The organism is Comamonas sp. B21-038 (assembly GCF_022387135.1).
Taxonomy (GTDB): domain Bacteria; phylum Pseudomonadota; class Gammaproteobacteria; order Burkholderiales; family Burkholderiaceae_C; genus Comamonas; species Comamonas sediminis.
The window spans coordinates 2,221,139-2,238,723 of record NZ_CP092462.1; the positions used below are offsets into that span (position 1 = coordinate 2,221,139).

The 17,585-nt window shown below is 63.6% G+C and carries 13 protein-coding genes; 4 read left to right on the plus strand and 9 right to left on the minus strand.

All coding sequences use genetic code 11. The annotated features are described in order from the left end of the window. Positions 1-25: 25 nt before the first annotated feature. From MJ205_RS10120 to MJ205_RS10130, 3 genes are read right to left on the minus strand one after another with little or no spacing between them, the layout of a single operon-like run. The gene (locus MJ205_RS10120; protein ID WP_239812323.1) at positions 26-874 is read right to left on the minus strand and encodes an ABC transporter permease; all 849 of its coding nucleotides are present in this window, start codon (positions 872-874) and stop codon (positions 26-28) included. After that, entirely contained in the window at positions 874-3,450 is a 2,577-nt protein-coding gene (locus tag MJ205_RS10125) for a phytanoyl-CoA dioxygenase family protein (RefSeq protein WP_239812324.1), read from the minus strand. The genes MJ205_RS10120 and MJ205_RS10125 overlap by 1 nt, the downstream gene beginning before the upstream one ends. Then, positions 3,447-5,849, minus strand: a complete 2,403-nt coding sequence (locus tag MJ205_RS10130) for a glycosyltransferase (RefSeq protein ID WP_239812325.1) — start codon at positions 5,847-5,849, stop codon at positions 3,447-3,449. Before MJ205_RS10130 ends, MJ205_RS10125 begins: the two co-directional genes overlap by 4 nt. Before the next feature lie 411 nt (positions 5,850-6,260). On the opposite strand from MJ205_RS10130, the gene MJ205_RS10135 reads away from it, so the two are divergent. Further along, positions 6,261-7,367, plus strand: coding sequence for an MrcB family domain-containing protein (locus MJ205_RS10135; protein WP_239812326.1), 1,107 nt, complete (start codon positions 6,261-6,263; stop codon positions 7,365-7,367). 1 nt (position 7,368) lies between these two features. Here the strand turns inward: MJ205_RS10135 and MJ205_RS10140 are convergent, their stop codons facing one another. Both MJ205_RS10140 and MJ205_RS10145 read right to left on the minus strand, forming a co-directional pair. Next, positions 7,369-8,352, minus strand: a complete 984-nt coding sequence (locus MJ205_RS10140) for a UbiA family prenyltransferase (protein ID WP_239812327.1) — start codon at positions 8,350-8,352, stop codon at positions 7,369-7,371. Beyond that, entirely contained in the window at positions 8,306-11,290 is a 2,985-nt protein-coding gene (locus tag MJ205_RS10145; RefSeq protein WP_239812328.1) for a hypothetical protein, read from the minus strand. The genes MJ205_RS10140 and MJ205_RS10145 overlap by 47 nt, the downstream gene beginning before the upstream one ends. A gap of 370 nt (positions 11,291-11,660) precedes the next feature. Here MJ205_RS10145 and MJ205_RS10150 point away from each other — a divergent pair, with 370 nt between their 5' ends. Genes MJ205_RS10150 through MJ205_RS10160 form a run of 3 tightly spaced genes read left to right on the plus strand, consistent with a single transcriptional unit; the run spans position 11,661 to position 14,166 of the window. Then, complete coding sequence (locus MJ205_RS10150) at positions 11,661-12,719, plus strand: UDP-glucuronic acid decarboxylase family protein (RefSeq protein WP_239812329.1); 1,059 nt, start codon at positions 11,661-11,663, stop codon at positions 12,717-12,719. Continuing rightward, complete coding sequence (locus tag MJ205_RS10155; RefSeq protein WP_239812330.1) at positions 12,649-13,563, plus strand: glycosyltransferase; 915 nt, start codon at positions 12,649-12,651, stop codon at positions 13,561-13,563. Before MJ205_RS10150 ends, MJ205_RS10155 begins: the two co-directional genes overlap by 71 nt. Further along, on the plus strand, positions 13,564-14,166 hold the full coding sequence (locus MJ205_RS10160; RefSeq protein WP_239812331.1) for a hypothetical protein: 603 nt from the start codon (positions 13,564-13,566) through the stop codon (positions 14,164-14,166). Positions 14,167-14,199: 33 nt separating this feature from the next. On the opposite strand, the gene MJ205_RS10165 is transcribed toward MJ205_RS10160, so the two are convergent. Genes MJ205_RS10165 through MJ205_RS10180 form a run of 4 tightly spaced genes read right to left on the minus strand, consistent with a single transcriptional unit; the run spans position 14,200 to position 17,580 of the window. Beyond that, positions 14,200-14,985, minus strand: a complete 786-nt coding sequence (locus MJ205_RS10165) for an SDR family oxidoreductase (RefSeq protein ID WP_239812332.1) — start codon at positions 14,983-14,985, stop codon at positions 14,200-14,202. A gap of 1 nt (position 14,986) precedes the next feature. After that, a complete protein-coding gene (locus tag MJ205_RS10170; protein WP_239812333.1) occupies positions 14,987-16,024 on the minus strand; it encodes an ABC transporter substrate-binding protein in 1,038 nt (345 codons plus the stop codon). A gap of 39 nt (positions 16,025-16,063) precedes the next feature. After that, positions 16,064-16,837, minus strand: a complete 774-nt coding sequence (locus MJ205_RS10175) for an ABC transporter permease (protein WP_239812334.1) — start codon at positions 16,835-16,837, stop codon at positions 16,064-16,066. Continuing rightward, the gene (locus MJ205_RS10180) at positions 16,834-17,580 is read right to left on the minus strand and encodes an ABC transporter ATP-binding protein (protein ID WP_239812335.1); all 747 of its coding nucleotides are present in this window, start codon (positions 17,578-17,580) and stop codon (positions 16,834-16,836) included. The genes MJ205_RS10175 and MJ205_RS10180 overlap by 4 nt, the downstream gene beginning before the upstream one ends. Positions 17,581-17,585: the final 5 nt, after the last annotated feature.

Sequence of the window (17,585 nt, forward strand, 5' to 3'; positions counted from 1 at the left end):
GCCTCCTCGGGGTGTCTTGCAGGGCTTAGAGCCAGTAATTGATACGCCGGCGCGCAATTAGATAGGTGAAGCTGCACACCACCAGCAGAAGTCCCAACACCAGCCCGGACGCCAGCCAAGTACTGGTCGGGGGCGCAGCTCCCAGCAGCGGTTGGCGCATCAGATCCAGCCAAACGGCCAGCGGATTGAGGGCGGTCAGCAACTGCGCGCGTTCGCTGCTCAGTTGGCTGGCATGCCACATCACTGGGGTCACAAAAAAGGCGATTTGCAGCACGCTGGCCACCACCATGGGCACATCACGGTAGCGCGTGGCCAGTGCCGCCAACACGGCTAACACCAATGTGGCGCTGAGCACGGTCAGGGCCAGCCCTGCCAACCAAAGCAGCCACAGCGCGCCACCCAGGTTACCGCCATACCAGAGCACCACCACGATCAGCGGCAGCTGATGCAGCAACATCAGCAGGCTGCGCCACATCACTCGGAACACAAAGCTGAACTTGGGGTAAGCGGCCTGCTTGAGGAAGGCCGCTGCATCGACATAGGTGCGACAGCCCTCATTGAACATCGTCGTCAGAAAGCCGAAAAACACATTGCCCAGGCAGAAGTAAGGCACATAGGTCTTGGGGTTTTGGTTGAAGAGCTGTGAGCCGATCCAGCCAAAGGCAGCGGTAAATATCGCCATATTGATGGCAATCCAGGCTGGTCCGAATACAGACCGACGGTACTGCCGCAGCAAATCTTGCCAGCCCAGATGTGTCCACAGCGACCACTGCCGCAGCGACTGCGACAGGTCCTGCAGCAGCAACTGAGCCTGGTGCTGCCAGCGGCTTTCCGGAGCCTGTCGCTCTGTGGGGGGAATGCTACGTGGGGCCATCAGCGTTTCGTGCGCAGCACCAGGAGCTCATACAAGTGGCGCAGTGGCGCGGTGATGCGCCATGAAGCCGATTGGTGCAGCGCCTCGACGCTCGCATGCAAATCGACCACCTGCTGGCGCAAGCGCGCCATTTCGTGCCCGTCTCCAACGCCCTGCTCATACGCGGTTTTGAGGGCATGGTTCAATTCCAGAATCTCGTCACGCATCTGCGCCACCGCAGCGCTGGCACGCCGTACGTCTTGCGCAGCGTTGCCACCTTGCTGACAACGCGCCAGCTCGGCCTCGAGGCTGCGCGCATATTGCGTGGCCTCATCGATCATCGCTTGGCGCTCGTCATTGGTCGCCAGCAGGTCCTGGGCATAGCGCTCTGCATTGTCGAATCGCTCAGTCTGCGCGGCCAAGTCCGCCTGCAGCTGTTGCACGTAGGCATCGGGCGCACTGACTTGCGAGCCATACACCACCGGAAAATGCGTCCCGGTCAGCAGGTTGCGCGTGCGCGCATCCATGCAGCACATCGTGAAGGCGCGCCGGGGCGTGCGCGACGTATTGAGGCCCGAGCGGTGGATCAGCCAGTTGTGCATCAGCAGCGCATGCCCGGCTTTCACCTCCAGCGGCACTGTCAATTCGGGTGGGCAATGCGCGCGCACCGCGTCTTCGGTCAAGGTGCTGCCCTGCGTGCTGAGCAAGCCCAGCCGGTGCGATCCCCGGACCGCATCCATGCAACCATTGGAGGTATTGGCATCGTCCAGCGCGACCCAGATGGTGACCAAGGGGTCACGGTCCAGCTGCCAGACGGCGCCGCCATCCTGGTGCCAGGGCAGCAATGTGCCATGGCCGGCAGGCTTGTTCATCACCATCGCCCGGAAGATCGATACCGCCGCATGCGCGCCATACATGCCTGCGCAGATGGTCCTGAAGACCGGCTGCTCGATCAGCTTTGCGTACAGCGGGTCATGCTCCAGCCCCTGGATCTTGCGGTAACGAAGTGTGCCTTCGTCAAAGCGTTCGACGGCCCCGGGCAGCTCCTCGTAGGCCCCACCGGTATCGAGCTGCATCTGCACCCCCGGGTTGTACACCTCTCCCAGCGCCAGCGCATCGGCACGCTGCCGCAATGCCTCCAGCGCCTCGGGCGCAAGCACCTGGCCCAGGTGCAGATAACCGTCTTGGGCGAATTGTTGCCAGTCTGCCTCGGTAAGCATCGGAGACCTCCTGTGGAAAGCGTCGGGAGAAAGAGGCGGTGCGCTGGCCGGCGTGTCATCCACCGCAGCGGTGGACTTGCCGACAGCGATGGAAGGAATGGGCGTTTCTAGCCTCTGGCCGGTCACCAGCAAGGTCGCCAGCGCCTGTTGCCTGCGCGCTTCGTCTTCGGCCAGCAACCGGCCTTGCGCGGCCAGGTGGGCCTGCCAGGCTTGGCGGCCCTGCCACAACGCGGCAAGGCGGCGGATCAGCAAGCCTTCATCCAGCTCTTGCACATTGCAGGCGGCATGGGCGCTGCCGTGATGCTCCAAGGCGCCTCGCAGTTTGGTGCGGGTGTACTGGTCGCTCCAGACACCCAGACAAGGCTTGGCAGCCGCCAGGCCAAACACCAGCGGGTGGTAGCGCGAGCTGATCACCAGATGGGCCTGTGCGGTGAGCCATGCCACCTGCTCCGGCAACATCACAGGCAGCAGAAGCATGGGGGTATGACGCATGCGCTCCGCCAGCGCCCGACCCATATCCTCATCGGACCAGGGCGCGCCATGGGCTGCATCTGCCCTTGCATGGGGGATGAACACCGGGCTACAGCCGGTCAACCGCGCCGCCTGCTCCAGCTGCTGGGCGAGGCTGTCGAGTAAGCGATCGTTGCGGCTCAGATCGCAAAGTGGATGAAAACTCAGCGCCATCCAGGGCCGGTCCAACGCAAAGGGCTGCGGCAGATAGCCATCGCGAATGGGCTGCTGCCAAAGTCCATGGGCATCATCCAGCTGCAGAGACAGCCGGCTGGCATCCACGCCCAGCGCCAGCGCCAATTGGTAGCTGGGCTGCTCTCGCACCCCGACCCACGTAGCCATCGCCAGCAGCTCGGCCAGCATGGCGCGGTGGCGGTCGGTCAGCTCCGGGCCGAGGGTCTGGCCCAGGACCACGACGGGCGCACCAAGGCGCTGTGCATGGCGCGCCAAGGCCAGGCGTTCGTACAAAAAAGCCGGCCAGGTGCTGCGCAGGTTGCCACCACCGGAGATGAGCAGGCCATCCTGCGCATTACGCAAAGCTTCCATCGCGGCGGGCCTGCGCTGCGTCCAATGGGCATGCGAAGCTGCGCAGAGCTGCGCCAGCAAGGCTTCGCGCTCGGCCTCATCCGCGCAATCGGCAAAGCCCAGGCGCGGCACGGCAGCGATGCCATAGGTGGCCGCCGTGAATGCCGGATCCCGGGAGACGGCTATGCGCTGCGCTTGCGGGCACAGGCGCTGCAGGAGTTGCAGATTGGCTGCAAACATGGCCTCGTCACCAACATGGAACTGCGCCGCGCCGCCGATATCACCAACGACGAGCCAGCGCCGCATCATGGTCGCTGCTGGGGTGCTGGCCGGTTTGGTCATGCCGCATCTCCCAAGCGCTCGCCACCGGCCAGCAACGCTGCAAGCCGGCGGCGCAGCCGCTGTGCAGTGGCATCGGCGCCAAATTCCGCCTCCAGCCGCGCACGCGCATGGCTGGCACGGCGCGCGGCCTCGGCCCGGTGCAGGTAGACCTGCCGCATTTGCCAGGCAGCATGCTCCACATCCGGCTCGGCCCACACCTGCCCTTCGTGGTAGGGATAAGCACCTTCCGGCACAGGGCACAGCTTGCAGGCCACCGGCCATCCGGTGGAGGGAGAAACAAGCTCGGTAGTGGCCGAATAGTCAGTCGCCACCACAGGCAGCCCCAGCTGCATGGCCTCAGCCACCAGCAAGCCCAGCCCCTCACTGCGATGCAGCGATACTACGGCGTCGCAGCAGGCCATCAACTGCAGGCTCTGCGCACGGCTTAGCAGTTGGTCGACCAATACCACGCCGGGATCGCGCTGCAGCGTCTCCAACAAGGCCTGGCTGTGCGCGCCGGCCTGGTGGCCGTTCAGCGTCTTGATGACCAGGCAAACCTCTGCGGCTCCCTGGGACGGAAAGGCATCGCGGAACGCACGCAACAAGGCCTGTGGATTTTTGCGTTCGACATAAGACAGAAAATCAAATGCAAAGAAGAACACAAAGGCCTGCTCAGGCACGCCCCACTGCGCTCGCGGTGCCGGCGGCGGCGGCACAAAGCTCAGTTGCGGCGGCATATACAGCACCGGCTTGTTCAAGCGGTTGACCAGCATTTTCTGCACATAGCGTGTCGGGGCCCACACCTCATCCACCAGGTCGAAGGCTGGCATCCAGTCATCCGGAAAATGCTCCAGCTCCCAAAATGGCACCACCGACCGCCAGCTGTTGCGCGGCAAGCGGTCCGCCAGGTCGCGGATGACCGTGGGCAACTGGTCGGCATTCACATTGAAGATCTGCACTTGGGCGGCTTGGGCCTCGGTGATCCAGGGCGCCTGCTCCACGTCGACTGCCTCAGGCAAGGAAGGTGGCCGGATCGCCAGGCCCTGCGCGCGAAAACCCGCATGCATCGCGGCCCTCAGCGTCTGCCGCCCAGCCTCCCCAACGCCCGATGCCACCTGCAGGTAGCCCACCACAGTCAACTGTGCCTCGCCAAGCGAGGCCGGCACTGGCATGCGCACTGGCGGCAGCGCAACGGACACGCGCGCCGCTCGCAGCTGCACCGGCTCCACCAAGCGTGCATCGCCCAGTTGGGTGCGGGCATGCAGACAGAACCAGTCAATATAGGCAGCGACCCCTTGCGTGGAACGCAGGTCAAAGGTCTGCTGCAACCAGGCCTCGCGCGCATGCAACCCTGCCATCATCCGCGTAACATAACCTTTGCCACACAGGGGACTGTGGGGGCTGGGCAGTTGCAGGTAGGCCTCATAGGTCTCAAAAGGATCGCCGCCCGACCAGCAGCGGTGCCCATCCCGGAACATGCGGCGCACGGCATCGGGAATCAGCGTGCCCGAGGCAAACCGTCCATAAACATAGCTGGCCGCTGGCACGCGGCCATGGCCATTCGCCAGCACCTGCCGAGCATAGCGCTGCATCAGGGCCGCCAATGCAGGGGAGATGGCGCCGGGGCCAAAGGCCGTGGTGTATTTGGAGAGCTGCCGCAGGTCTGCAGGGTCAATGCCGCTGAAATGGAAAAACCGCAGCGGCTCACCATCGACCGTCCAGCCATTGCCGTGCTTTTGAAGGTTGCGCTGGTGCAGGTTCCAGTACGCCAGGTTGTAGCCTGGCTCGCGCAGAATGCGAGCATCCGCGGCAAAGCCCGGTACCAGGTCCATGAACTTCTGGTCGACAAAGAGGCCGCGCTCGGGCTCGTTAACACATTGGTACTGCAGCCGTCCGCCCCACCAGGCCATGATGCGTTCGGCCTCCGGGCATGCACTCACCGCCAGAAAACCCAGGTTGAAAACCCCCGCGCGCATGATGCCCACATCGTCCGGAAACGCGTCCCGCTCCGCGGGCCGGGTCAGGTGCGGGGTCAGCACCAGGGAAGCGCCATCGTCCAGCAAGGCAAAGACATGGACCAGCGGCGCCATCACCTCAATATCCGGGTCGAGGTAGACCATCTGGTTATAGCCCTGCGCCATCAGGTAGCGGAACATGAACGGCTTCACCGCCGTGTTGAATTCCATGATCCCGTAGCGAAACGCAAACTCCCTGAAATCCGGAATGCCCAGCGCCTCGGCGGTGACCACCTCAAAGTCGCCCGCATAGAAGTCCGGCTCTTCCAACAGCGCATCGGCTAGGCAAAGATAGATATCTGCTTCGGGATGCTGCTGGCCCGCACTTTGGAGCAACACCCTGGCCATGGGCAGGTAGTTGTTCGAGCAGATGGTAAAAATAGTGCGCCGGCTGTTCGGAATCATGGATATGCCAGGGGATGCCTTGGCAAACACACCCCAGACCTGCACTGGAGCGTCTGTAGGGAAATCAGATGTTTACCAGATTCACTTTGTGAAACATCGTGAATTATCGTATAGGACGGCTCGATCGTGGGGCGGCGACGGCCATTAGACAGTGCTAACGAACAACAGTGAGCGTCCCCAATCTAGACAAGTGGTTCGGCCTCACTTGGCCGTTCCTCCGTGTTGCTCAGCTTAGTAAATCAAGGCTCGGCGTTAGAGAAAGGCTGGAGGTCACACAGATCACGCTGCTGGGACCGAGGGTCAGAGCCCCGGCCGTTGCTAGCCCCCACGTATCCATCTATTGCTTTAATCATATTATTCAATTCACTTCTCTCCTTCGAATAAGATCGAAAGAAAAGCAGGTGAGAAGTAATGCATAGCGTTGCGTTAAAAGTGATGGGCTTACAGCCCTTTTGGACCCATAAAAACTCTGCAGAAATGCAAGAGCGAGGCGCGCTGATCAGGTCAGAGATCCCTCTATGGCTGCGCAGACACCGTGCCGAGCTGGTGCAAGCCTTAGGCAGGCCTGAACCAGATTTTGTCGTTGAAGGCAGGGATGGCACGGGGAGAAAGACTGAAATTCCTTGGGTTCGATTTTGCTCAAAATCGCACTCTCCCAGCGCCACAGAGGGCTGGTACTGCGTGTATCTCTTCGAAGCCAAAGGCAATGCTCTTTACCTCTGTTTGATGCATGCAGCCACCCGCTTCCGAGATGGAGAGTTCAAACCCAGAAGTGCTGAAGAACTGGAGGGTCTGGTATCCTGGGCTCGGGGGTTATTGCAGAAATCTGCGCTCGACCATCCTCGAATCATCAGTTCAATCTCCCTCAATGGGCGTACCAAACTAGGACCGTCATACGAGAGAAGTACAGCTCTCGCGATCCGGTACAGCCTCGATGCACTTCCGTTGGCAGACCAACTGCTGGACGATGCCAAGTTATTTTCTCAATTGCTCGCAACGGTTTATGACGCCCAGGACACCGGGAATGCTCCCGAGGCGCCCGCCCCGGATATCGCTGCAGCGATACAGTCCATCGACAAAATTGCCAACCCACTTCAAACTCAAAAAAGAACTGGCCAAGGATTTGGTCTGACTGCCCCAGAGCGCCGCGCCGTTGAGCAGCGGGCTATGTCCCAAGCCACCTGTTACTTGGAACAGCTCGGCTACACCACTAAAGACGTATCCGCTTCGGAGTCCTATGACATTTTGGCTACCGACGCGGCAGGCCAGGAATACACCGTTGAAGTAAAGGGCACGACGTCCGGACCGGCGGAAGTCTTCCTTACCACCAATGAAGTCCAGCTCAGTCAGGCGCGGTACCCTTACACCTTTTTGATTGTTGTCCATGGCGTGCACCTGAACCGTTGCCATCACCAACCCACCGCCACTGGAGGAGAGCTATTGGCCGTACACCCATGGAGGGTGGAGAGCGAACGCCTTACGGCGTTATCGTTCCGCTATCAAGTGCCGGTTGATTAGGCTACCAGCCCGCACCCAGCCCTCGCTCCCACAGTACCGCCCCCAGGATCAACATACCTGTCAGCGCATACATGGCTCGGTAGCACTTTTGCAGACGCAGCAGGCTCAGGTAACTCAGTTGCTGCCGGTAGGCCTGCCAGGTCGCCCAGACATGCAGGGGGTAGAGGCAGACCGCCAGCAGCAGCGCGGTGGGCAGCAGTTGGCGCAGGCACAGCACGGCGAGCAGCAGGTAGGCGGCGCTGAACAGCACAAACGCGGCTACAAAACAGCGCTTGGCGCCAAAGCGAACGGCATTGGTCTGGATGCCATTGAGACAGTCACCCTGCACACCTCGGGCCTCATGCACCAGGTGGCCGGCCGCAAACACCAGACCAAAAAATGCGCTGATCGCAAGACTGGGGCCATGGATGGGCGCAAATGCCACCCAGCCCAGCAGAAAGTGCAGGCTGCCTCCCAGCAAATGCATTAGCGAGCTCCACAGTGGCCGGCCCTTCAGTTGCCAAGGAGGCAGCGAATACAGCGCGCTGGCGGCGCAGAGCGCCAGCCCCAGGAGCAGCGCCTGGAAGCCCAGAGGCAGCAGCGCCAGAAGGGCGCCCACAAACAGCACCACGCCCAGCCAACCAAACAGGCGCCGCCCTACGCCCTGATTCACGAAAGTAAGGCCCTGGCGCTGGGGGTCGCGCAGATCCGCATCAATGCCGGCCCAATCGTTGGCGACAAACACATGCGCCACAAACAAGAGGTTGGCAGTCACCAGCCACAGGCCTTGCCAGACTATGGTCCACCCATGCCATGGCGCAAGGTTGCCCAGTGCCAAGATGGCACCCATCAGCGGGGTGCCTTGCAACACCAGCACCTCGCCGAGCCGGATACTGGCCAACAGGCGAAGCCATTGCGGCTGGAGGAACTGGCGGGCGCCAGCAGTGGGCTGGCGGGCCTCAGCCATGGCGTCCACCCGGGTCTTGTCGGCCAGAAGGCGGTGCATCTCCCTGCGCCTGGCCCAGATGCTCGTAATAAAGCCGTAGCCACAGCGCATAGGCCATCTCTTGCGACCAGTAATAGCGGCTAACCGTGGCAGTCAGGTCGTTGTGGTAGAAGAGCAGCGGCTCCTGCCGCAGTGCCGCAAAGCCGTCGGCTGCCAGGCTCGCCAGCATCTCCGCGTCGGCGGCTCGCTCCGCTGGCGTGGGTTGCGAGCGCTGTGGTGCGCCCAGGCGGTGGATGCGGTCAATAAGATCCAGCCAGCGCTGCTGGCCAGGCACCGAGGTGCTCAGCAGTCCCTCAGGCAACGACAGCGTGCAGCCAGCACGCTGCAAGCCATCACGCGACCAGCGCACCACCGCCGGTGCCCGTTGGTAGTAGACCCACAAGTTCGTATCTCCTGCCCGCTGCTGCAGTGCCTGGCACAAGGCTTGGGCGGCGGGCGGCTGCACTTCGTACAGCCAGCGCAACACATTGATCTGGATGCCGATATCGACCGGATTGGGGTCTCTGCCTGGATCTATGCATTCGTAATCTTCGCGCCGGGCCAACCAAGTCCGGTAAAGGCCATCGCTGTTGCGGAACCGCTGCAGTGTCGCCAGCGCTCTGTCCTGCAGCGCGGTATCGGCCAATGGCGCCAGACGCCAAACCAGGGCTGTGTCATCGGCATCCGGTGTGATCTTGCAGCTCAGGCTGCCGTGGGTCGGCAGCGCGGGGTTGCCGTGGTAGCGCACTAGGCCGGTGCTTTCGATCTGCTGCTGCAGAAATTGGCGCGTACGCGCCACCATCGGCTGCACCTCAGCAGCCGCCGCCACGGGAGTCAGAATGTCCACGATCTGCGCATTGGCAAAGATATTCAGCTCTGGCGCGGGCTGGCGGAACATGGCAGTCTGGGTGTGCTCGGTCAGCCAGTAACCGCCTTCTTGCTGCCGGTAGGCCAACATCTGGGCCGCGTAGCGCGCCGCTTCGGACAGCGGGCTGCCCTGGGATGGCATTACGGGTGCTGGCCGAGTGACCTCAAATTCGGCACTGGCCGCCAAGTAGACAGGCGCGCCCGACACCGGCGTCACCAGCACACGCAGCCGGTGCTTGCCAGCCGCCAAAGTGCCGACCGGAAAACGCAGCCGCCAGCCTGCTGCATTCGCGATGCCCAGCGACTGCACCACGTCCGGGCGCGTGAAAAACGCCTTGCTGCTGGCCAGCACCTGGCCGCCGTCCAGCAATACCGCGACCCCGGCAGGGGTCTGCCCATCGACCAGGGCCCAGCCGGCCACATCGACGGCGTCACCAGCGGTTACCTGGGCCGTGTCGATCGATCCATGCGCTCCGGGCAAGCGGCCAGAGGCCTGCGGTGCAGCGGCTACGCGGTGCATGGTGACGGGCAGCAACCGGGGCTGGGTATCGGCACTTGCCCGCACCAGAGCGCTGAACGCATGCTCACCCACGGCCAAATTGCCACGCGCAAAGGTCAGCGCCCAGCCGCTCGCTGGTGCCTGGCCTGCCCCCGCCCCTTGCCCCTTGCGGGGCGCAAACTGGGCCGTGGCGGCAGGCCATGGCTGGCCATCGACAAGCAGGTGCAAGTCATACGGTGTACGGCCCCCCGCCAGCGCCCAGCCCTCCACAACCACCTGGTCGTCATTGCTGAGACTGACCTGTTCCACCCCACCGTGCAGCAGCCAGCCCAGGTCATGCAGCCACCTCGGATGGCTGAGTAACGGCGAGTTCTGCAACTGCCAGGCCGCACGCTTTTGCGCGGCAAAACGCTCGGCCACTGTGGCTGCGCCCTGGCGCTCAATATAGGCCGCATGGGCTTGCCCAGTGTAGCCAAAGGCCCCAATGGCTTCTGCAACCACCGCCGCCAGCACAGCCAGCGTGAATGCCCCTCTACCCCAAGCAGACAGACCCAGCAACGCGGGCGGCAGCAACCAGACCAGAATGGGCAGCATGTCGGTCAAAAAACGGCTTCCCCAGCTGATGCCCTGGATCCAGTGCGCAGCCGCATAGAACAGAATCTGGAGCACCACCGCCGCCACCATCACCATGGCCAGTAAGCGCCAGCGGCTAAGGCGCCAGATGGCGGACCCACGCAGCGGCAGCAGCAGCAAGAATGGCGAGAACACCAACAACCCATACACGGGGCTGAACAGCAAGGCGGCGACCCCTTCGGGCAGGCCCAGCCAGGAGGCATCGGTGCTGTGGTTCAGCACAAAAACGTAGTAGCCGCCCATGTATGAGCCCACCCACCACAGGTTGTAGGCCAGGGTCAGCAGCGCCGGTGGCAAGGCGCCGGCCAGAAACAGCCGGTAGTGCCCCCGTGCCCAGACCAGCGCGTAGGCGGCAAAGCCCAGTGCCAGCCACGTGTCGGGCTGGCGGTTACAGGCAATCAGACTGCATACCAGGCCATAGGCCCAGGCCCGCCTGGGAGTGCAGCGCTCACTGGTAGCAATCCATAGCGCGCAAGTCACCAGCAATTGGGCCACACCATGCATCCACAGCGCCTGGCTGCTGATCACCCAGGTGCTGGTGCCAAAGGCATAGGCCAGCGCCAGCCCCATTGCCATGCGGCCACTGCATTGGCGCAGCAGCAAGAGGTATATCAGCATCACCGAAGCCGATGCGACGAGCGAGGCCACGAGCTTTTCCATGATGCGGGCCACCGAATCCACATGCGCAGGGGCCCAGTCCCAGTACGACAGATACAGCGCAGCGGGAAGGTACAGCGGCGCTACCAGCAAGGGGGTGACAATGGGATAGAGCGAGAACAGGCGTCCGTCCGTGCCGCGCACCACCCAGCCAGCTTTGCCAATCTCGCCAGGCTTGCTGGGCAGCCTGTGCCCTTGTGCCACCAGGTCAGCAACGGGGTCCAGGCTCAGGGTGGTGTATTTCCACAGCGACAGTGGCAGGTAGCGCGCTGGATAGTTGTCGCCCGCGCCTATAGAGCGCATATTCGCGTTGTACACAGCAAAGCTGACCACGCCCAGCAGCAGACAGGCCGCGAGATGCCTTATACGGAAGGGCTGGGGTCGATGGCTCAGCACCGGTATCTGCGTCAGTGCTCTCAGAGCCTTCTCCCAAACCCTGCGAACCAAGTGAAAACGCATACACGGCGGTTATTTAAATGTTGCTACACGTTACTTTTTGCAAGCATAATTCTACGTTTGTCGGGCAGTATGCGCCCACTGCCGCATGTAAATATCTGGGAAAGATAGCTTGATACTGCACAATGCGATGCAAGCCATTGTGACAATTGAGATTAGTAATTTATTTACCAATTGATCGAATTTATTTTCTAATCCATCCGCTGCGCAGAGCCCTATGACAGTCACACCATCTCCCAAGTGCATTCTGGTCACCGGAGGTGCGGGTTTTCTGGGCTCCCACCTGTGCGAACGCCTGCTGACCGAAGGCCACCAGGTGGTCTGCCTGGACAATTTCTCCAGCGGCTCGCCGGGCAACATCACCGCACTGCTCGACCACCCCGCGTTCAGTCTGCTGCAGCAGGATGTGGTGGATCCCATTGGGCTGCTGCAAGTCGACCAGATCTACAACCTGGCCAGCATTGCCTCACCGCAGCTGTACCAGCGCAACCCGGTACAGACCCTCAAGACCAATGTGCTGGGCGCCATGCAGGTGCTCGATCTGGCCCTGCGCTGCGGAGCCAGGGTGCTCCAGGCGTCCACCAGCGAGGTCTATGGCGATCCGCTGGTGCACCCGCAGCCTGAGAGCTATCTTGGCAATGTGAACCCCATTGGCCCACGCGCCTGCTATGACGAGGGCAAGCGCTGCGCGGAAACCCTGTTTGCCGACTACCAGCGCCAGCACGGCCTGTCCATCAAGATCGTGCGCATCTTCAACACCTATGGGCCGCGTATGCTGCCCAGTGATGGCCGGGTCATCAGCAGCTTTTTCAGCCATGCACTACAAGGCAGTGGCATGCCCATTCATGGTGATGGCCACCAGACCCGCAGTTTTTGCTATGTGAGCGACATGGTAGAGGGCCTGATGCGCATGATGAACAGCGATGCCGCCATCACCGGCCCGCTGAACCTGGGCAACCCCGAAGAGATCGACGTGCTCGGCCTGGCCAGAAAGATTGCTGCACTGACAGGGAGCGCCGCTGCCCCGGTATTTCTCCCCGGCCAGCCGGACGATCCTCGGCAGCGCAAGCCCGATATTTCCCAGGCGCGGCAGATGCTGGGCTGGGCTCCCCAGGTTTCGCTTGACAATGGACTCTCCCACACCCATGCCCAGCTGCAACGTGCTGCCGCCTTTGCTACCGCCCACAGCCAAGACCCTGTTGCTGATGCCTTACTACGAGGACATCCAGGCCTGTCAGCTTTTGCTGCAAGCGCTGCACGCACAGCTCGGACCTGACTGCTTTGTGCTCTTCGTCGACGACTGCTCGCCCCAGCAGTCCCTGACGGCGAGCGCACTCTCCAACGCAGGACTGCCCGGGCGCATTCTGCGCTTGCGCCGCAATGCCGGCCACCAGCAGGCGCTGGCCCTGGGCCTGCAGTACCTGGCCCCACATCTGCATTCCCAGCAGCAACTGGTGCTCATGGATTCCGATGGCGAAGATGCGCCCGAGGCCGTCCCCGGCCTGCTGGCCAAGCTCAGCCAATCTGCCGGCGCCATCGATGCCATCGTCGCAGCCCGGGGCAAGCGCCGTGAGCGCTGGACCTTTGTCGCCTGCTACCGCGCCTACCAGTTGCTCTTTCGCCTCAGCACAGGGCGGGTGCTGGATTTTGGCAATTTCATGGTGCTGTCTGCGCCCGCCGCGCAGGCGCTCGCCGCCTACCCCAGCTTGCCCGTCCATATTGCCGCCAGCCTGCTGGCCAGCGACTTGCGCCTGGGCCGCCATACAGTGGACCGGGCCAAGCGCTATGCCGGGGTCTCCAAGATGAACCTGCCTGCACTGGTGGGCCATGGGCTGCGCGCCATCCGGGTATTCAAGGCCCGCGTACTGCAGCGTCTGCGCCACGCCGCGCTGCTGCTGGCGGGTTTGGCGGCCGTGCTGGCCTGGCTCAGCACTGGACAGAGGGGCGCAGGCCTGGCGCTGTTCGGGTTCTGGGGCTGCACGGCGCTGGCCTTGCTGTACGCGCTGGTGTACGGGCTGCTGGCCTGGAAGCTGGGAGACAGCTATCCTCAGCCCGACATGGCCATGGTCGCCGCGACCATTGATGTGCCAGCACCTGAGCGCAAGGCACCGGAGGCCTGAATGAAAAAGCTGCGGTTCGCGCTTCTGTCCTGGCTGGCTTACCCCGTGCTGGCGGCCCTCAGCTACCTGCTCTATATTCGGCTGCTCACGGTCGATGTAGTGCTCTACGCTGCCTTGGCCGCTGCAGCGCTTGCGCTGGTGCTGCAGGCACTGCTGCTGTGCTGCCTGTCAACCTGGCGGGCCTTCAGCATCCTGGAGAAATGCCAGCATCTGTTGGTCTGCGCGCTGACGGGTTACGCGCTGGCCCTGAGCGTGCCCACGGTGATTGACCGTTCGCTGTCGTTCTACATTCTGGAGAAGCTGCAGCAACGGGGCGGCGGCATTGCGCGCAGCAAGATGGACCAGGTCTTCAAAGACGAATACATGCACGAGCACCGCCTGATCGACATCCGGCTCACCGAACAGCTGGTATCGGGCACCATCCGCATCGATGACCAAGGCTGCGTGCTGTTGACGCCCCGGGGCGAGCGTCTGGCGCATTTCAGCCGGTGGTTCCGCCACTATGGCCTGCCACACCAGCGCCTGATTGGCGACAGCTACTCGGCCGATCTGGTTGACCCTTTTGCCCACAGCCAGTCAGCGCCCGACTACCGCTGCCATTGAACAGCTTGCGTGGCCTGGGCTTCCTGTGGCCCATCAGCGCATCACCAAGCCCCCATCTACCAGCAACACCTGCCCCGTCATGAACCGGCTCAGGTCCGATGCCAGGAAAAGCACCGGCCCGGCCACATCCTCGGGGCTGGCCAGGCGGCGCAGCGGGGTGGCGGCCATCAGCGATTCGCGGAAGGATTCGCGGGTTTGCGCGCTGCCCTGGGTGGGGTAGACGAGGCCCGGGGCGACACAATTGACGCGTATCCCAAAGGGCCCCAGCTCGCTGGCGAGGTTGCGGCTGAAGCCCACCAGCGAGGCCTTGGCCGTGCTGTAGTCGTGGTAAGCGACAACAGGGTGCTCCACCAGATTGCTGGTGATATTGACGATGCTGCCCCGGGCGCGCTGGCGCATTTGCGGCAGCACCGCGCGGCAGACATGGAAGGCGCCGCCCACGGCGGCATCGAACTGCGCCTGGTAGTCGCTCCAGGCCAGGGCATCGAGCGGCTGGCGGCGCTCCGGGTCAAAGGCATAGGGGCGCAAGGCATTGTTCACGACGACATCGATGGGCCCGGCCTCCTGCGCAATCGCCTGGGCCATCGCGTCCACTGCCGCCGGGTTGCCCACATCGGCCTGCACGGCCCAGGCGTCGCCACCAGCGGCCTGGCAGGCGGCCACGGTCTGGGCCGCTGCCGCCTCATTGGCCAGGTAGTTCACCGCCACGGTGGCGCCTTCGCGCGCAAAGGCCTGGGCAATGGCCGCGCCAATGCCCCGGCTGGCACCTGTTACCAGCACCACCTTGCCGCGCAGGTTCAACGCACTGCTGTCCAGCATCTCAGGCCCCCGGCAGCCAACGGCTGTCCACCACATCGGCCACCTTGATGGGCTGCTGCACCATACCCAGCGCATGGTAGGCATCGGCACCCTTTTGCAGCGCATCCAGGTCAAAGCTGCCCAGCGGCGCGGCCTTGCCCTGCACCCGCAAGCTAGGCTGGGCCGATGCATTGCGCAGCCCGATCACATCGAGGTTGATGTCGCGCTGGGTGCCATCGATCGCGCGTTTGGTGGCCAGAGTGGCGGCCTCTTCAGGCTGGGCGATCATCCAGGCCGCACTGTCGCGGTAGCCGCGCAAGAAAGCCTGCAGCAACGCCGGCTGCTGCTCCAGCGTCTGCCGGCGCACCACAAACATGTCGCTCGACATATTGAGGTAGTCGCGCACGGGCATCACATGCACCTCGCCCATGCCCTTGCGCAGGCCCACGGCCAGGCCGGTGTCAGTGGCGGCCGTCGCATCGACCTGGCCTTGCATCAGCGGCGCAAAGTTCAAGAGGCCGGTGACGACAATGCGCACATCCGATTCCTTGAGCCCCGCCTGGTGCAGCATCACCAGCAGGTTCTGGCGCGTGCCGCTGGCCAGGCTGTAGACGCCAATGGTCTTGCCCTTCAGATCCGCCGGTGTACGGATGCCGCTGGAGCGCAGCGACACGACATTGAACACGTTTTGCGGGTAGATGTCGTAGATGGCGACCAGCTTCTCGCCCTTGTCCAGCGCCATGAAGAACGAGCCCGGGTCGGTAAAGGCCACATCGCCCTGGCCGCTCAGGATATTGCGGATCGCATCGCCGCCACCGGCACCGGGCAGGTAGGTCAGGTCCACCCCCTGGGCCTTGAAAAAGCCCTTGTCCGGTTCGGCCAGGATGTTGGTGATTTCGCTGATCGGCTTGCTCCAGCCGGCCAGGCGGATCTTGCCGCTGACCGGGGTTGCAGCGCCCGCTGTGATGCCCGTGCCCGCCAGGCCCAGGCCCAAGAGGCCAGCAGAGGCGCCCAGCCAGCGGCGGCGCGAGAGGGAGGAGGTCAGAAAAAGTGCAGACATAAACGGTCCATCCAGAAGCAATCGGGCAAAAATCAAAAATCAACGGCCTGCGCCAGCGACCGCATGGCGACGCAGCAATCTGCGCTCCAGCAGCAAACAGGCCTGGTACAGCAGCAGGCCCAGTGCTGCGATCAGCAGCAGTGCGGCAAACATCAACGTGGTGTCCATCATTCCCTGGGCGGCAATCACCACCGCGCCCAGCCCCTGGCTGGCGCCCATGAACTCTGCCACCACCGCACCCACCAGCGCCAGCACCACAGCCACGCGCAGGCCCGCCAGAATGGCCGGCAAGCCTGTGGGCAGCTTGAGCCGCAATAACGTCTGCAGCCGGCTGGCCCCCAGCATGCGAAACAGCTGCAGGCGCTGCAGATCGACCTGGCGCAGGCCCGTCAAGGTGTTTTCCATCAGCGGAAAAAAGCAAACCAGGGCCGTGATCAGCACCGTCGGCAGCATGCCAAAACCAAACCACAGCACAAACAGCGGCGCCAGTGCCAGCTTGGGCACCACCTGGCTGACCACCACATAGGGCCGGAGCACGCGCTCCAGCAACACCGACTCGGCCAAGGCCATGCCGGCCAGCAAGCCAAAAGACGCGCCCGCCGCCAGGCCCAGCAGCACCGCCTGCACGGTGGCGGCAATGTGCGGCCAGAAATAGCCCGACGCGAGCCCCGTCCACAAGGCCTGCAGCACCGCCGACGGCACCGGCAGCACCAGCGCCGAGATACCTCCCAGGCGCCCTGCGCCCTCCCACACTGCCAGCAGCAGCACCAGCAGCGCAGCGGCCCACAGCCGGGCTTTCAACAGGGGGGTCATGCGCTGGCCCCGTCCATCGCAGCGCGCACCTGGGCCGCATAGACGTTGAAGGCCGGGCCATGGCGCATGGCCTGGGTGCGCGGCGCCGGCAGATCAATGGCGATATCGGCGACGAGGCGCCCGCCGTGCATCAACGCCACCCGGTCCCCCAGGTACACGGCCTCGTTGATGTCATGGGTGACAAAGAGCACCGTGGTGCCCCGCGCGCGGCAGCTGCGCAGCAGCTCATCCTGCAGCTCGGCGCGGGTGATGGCGTCGAGGGCGGCAAAGGGCTCGTCGAGCAGCAGCAAGGCGGGCTCACGCATCAAGGCCCGCGCCAGCGCCACCCGGCTTTGCTGCCCGCCGGACAGTTGGCCGGGTTGCTGCCGGGCCAGCGCTGCCAGGCCCAGTTGGGCCAGCAGCTGCTCGGCCGCGTGACGGTCCTGCGCCGTGGGCTTGCGCTGCAGCGACAGCGGCAGCAGCACATTGTCCAGCACCGTCAACCAGTCCAGCAACGTGGGCGACTGGAACATTACGCCCAACTGCGGGCCGGGTGCGGCCAGGCTGCCGCCGGCGCGCACAATGCGGCCCGCCTGGGGCTGCAGCAGGCCAGCAACCAGCTGCAGCAAGCTGGTCTTGCCGCAGCCGCTGCGGCCCAGCAGGCAGTGGAAGGCGCCTTGCGCCATCTGCCAGCTCACGCCATCCACAACCGGGGCCTGGCCCGGGTAGGCAAAGTGCAGGCGTTCAATATCAATCCATGCCATTGCGC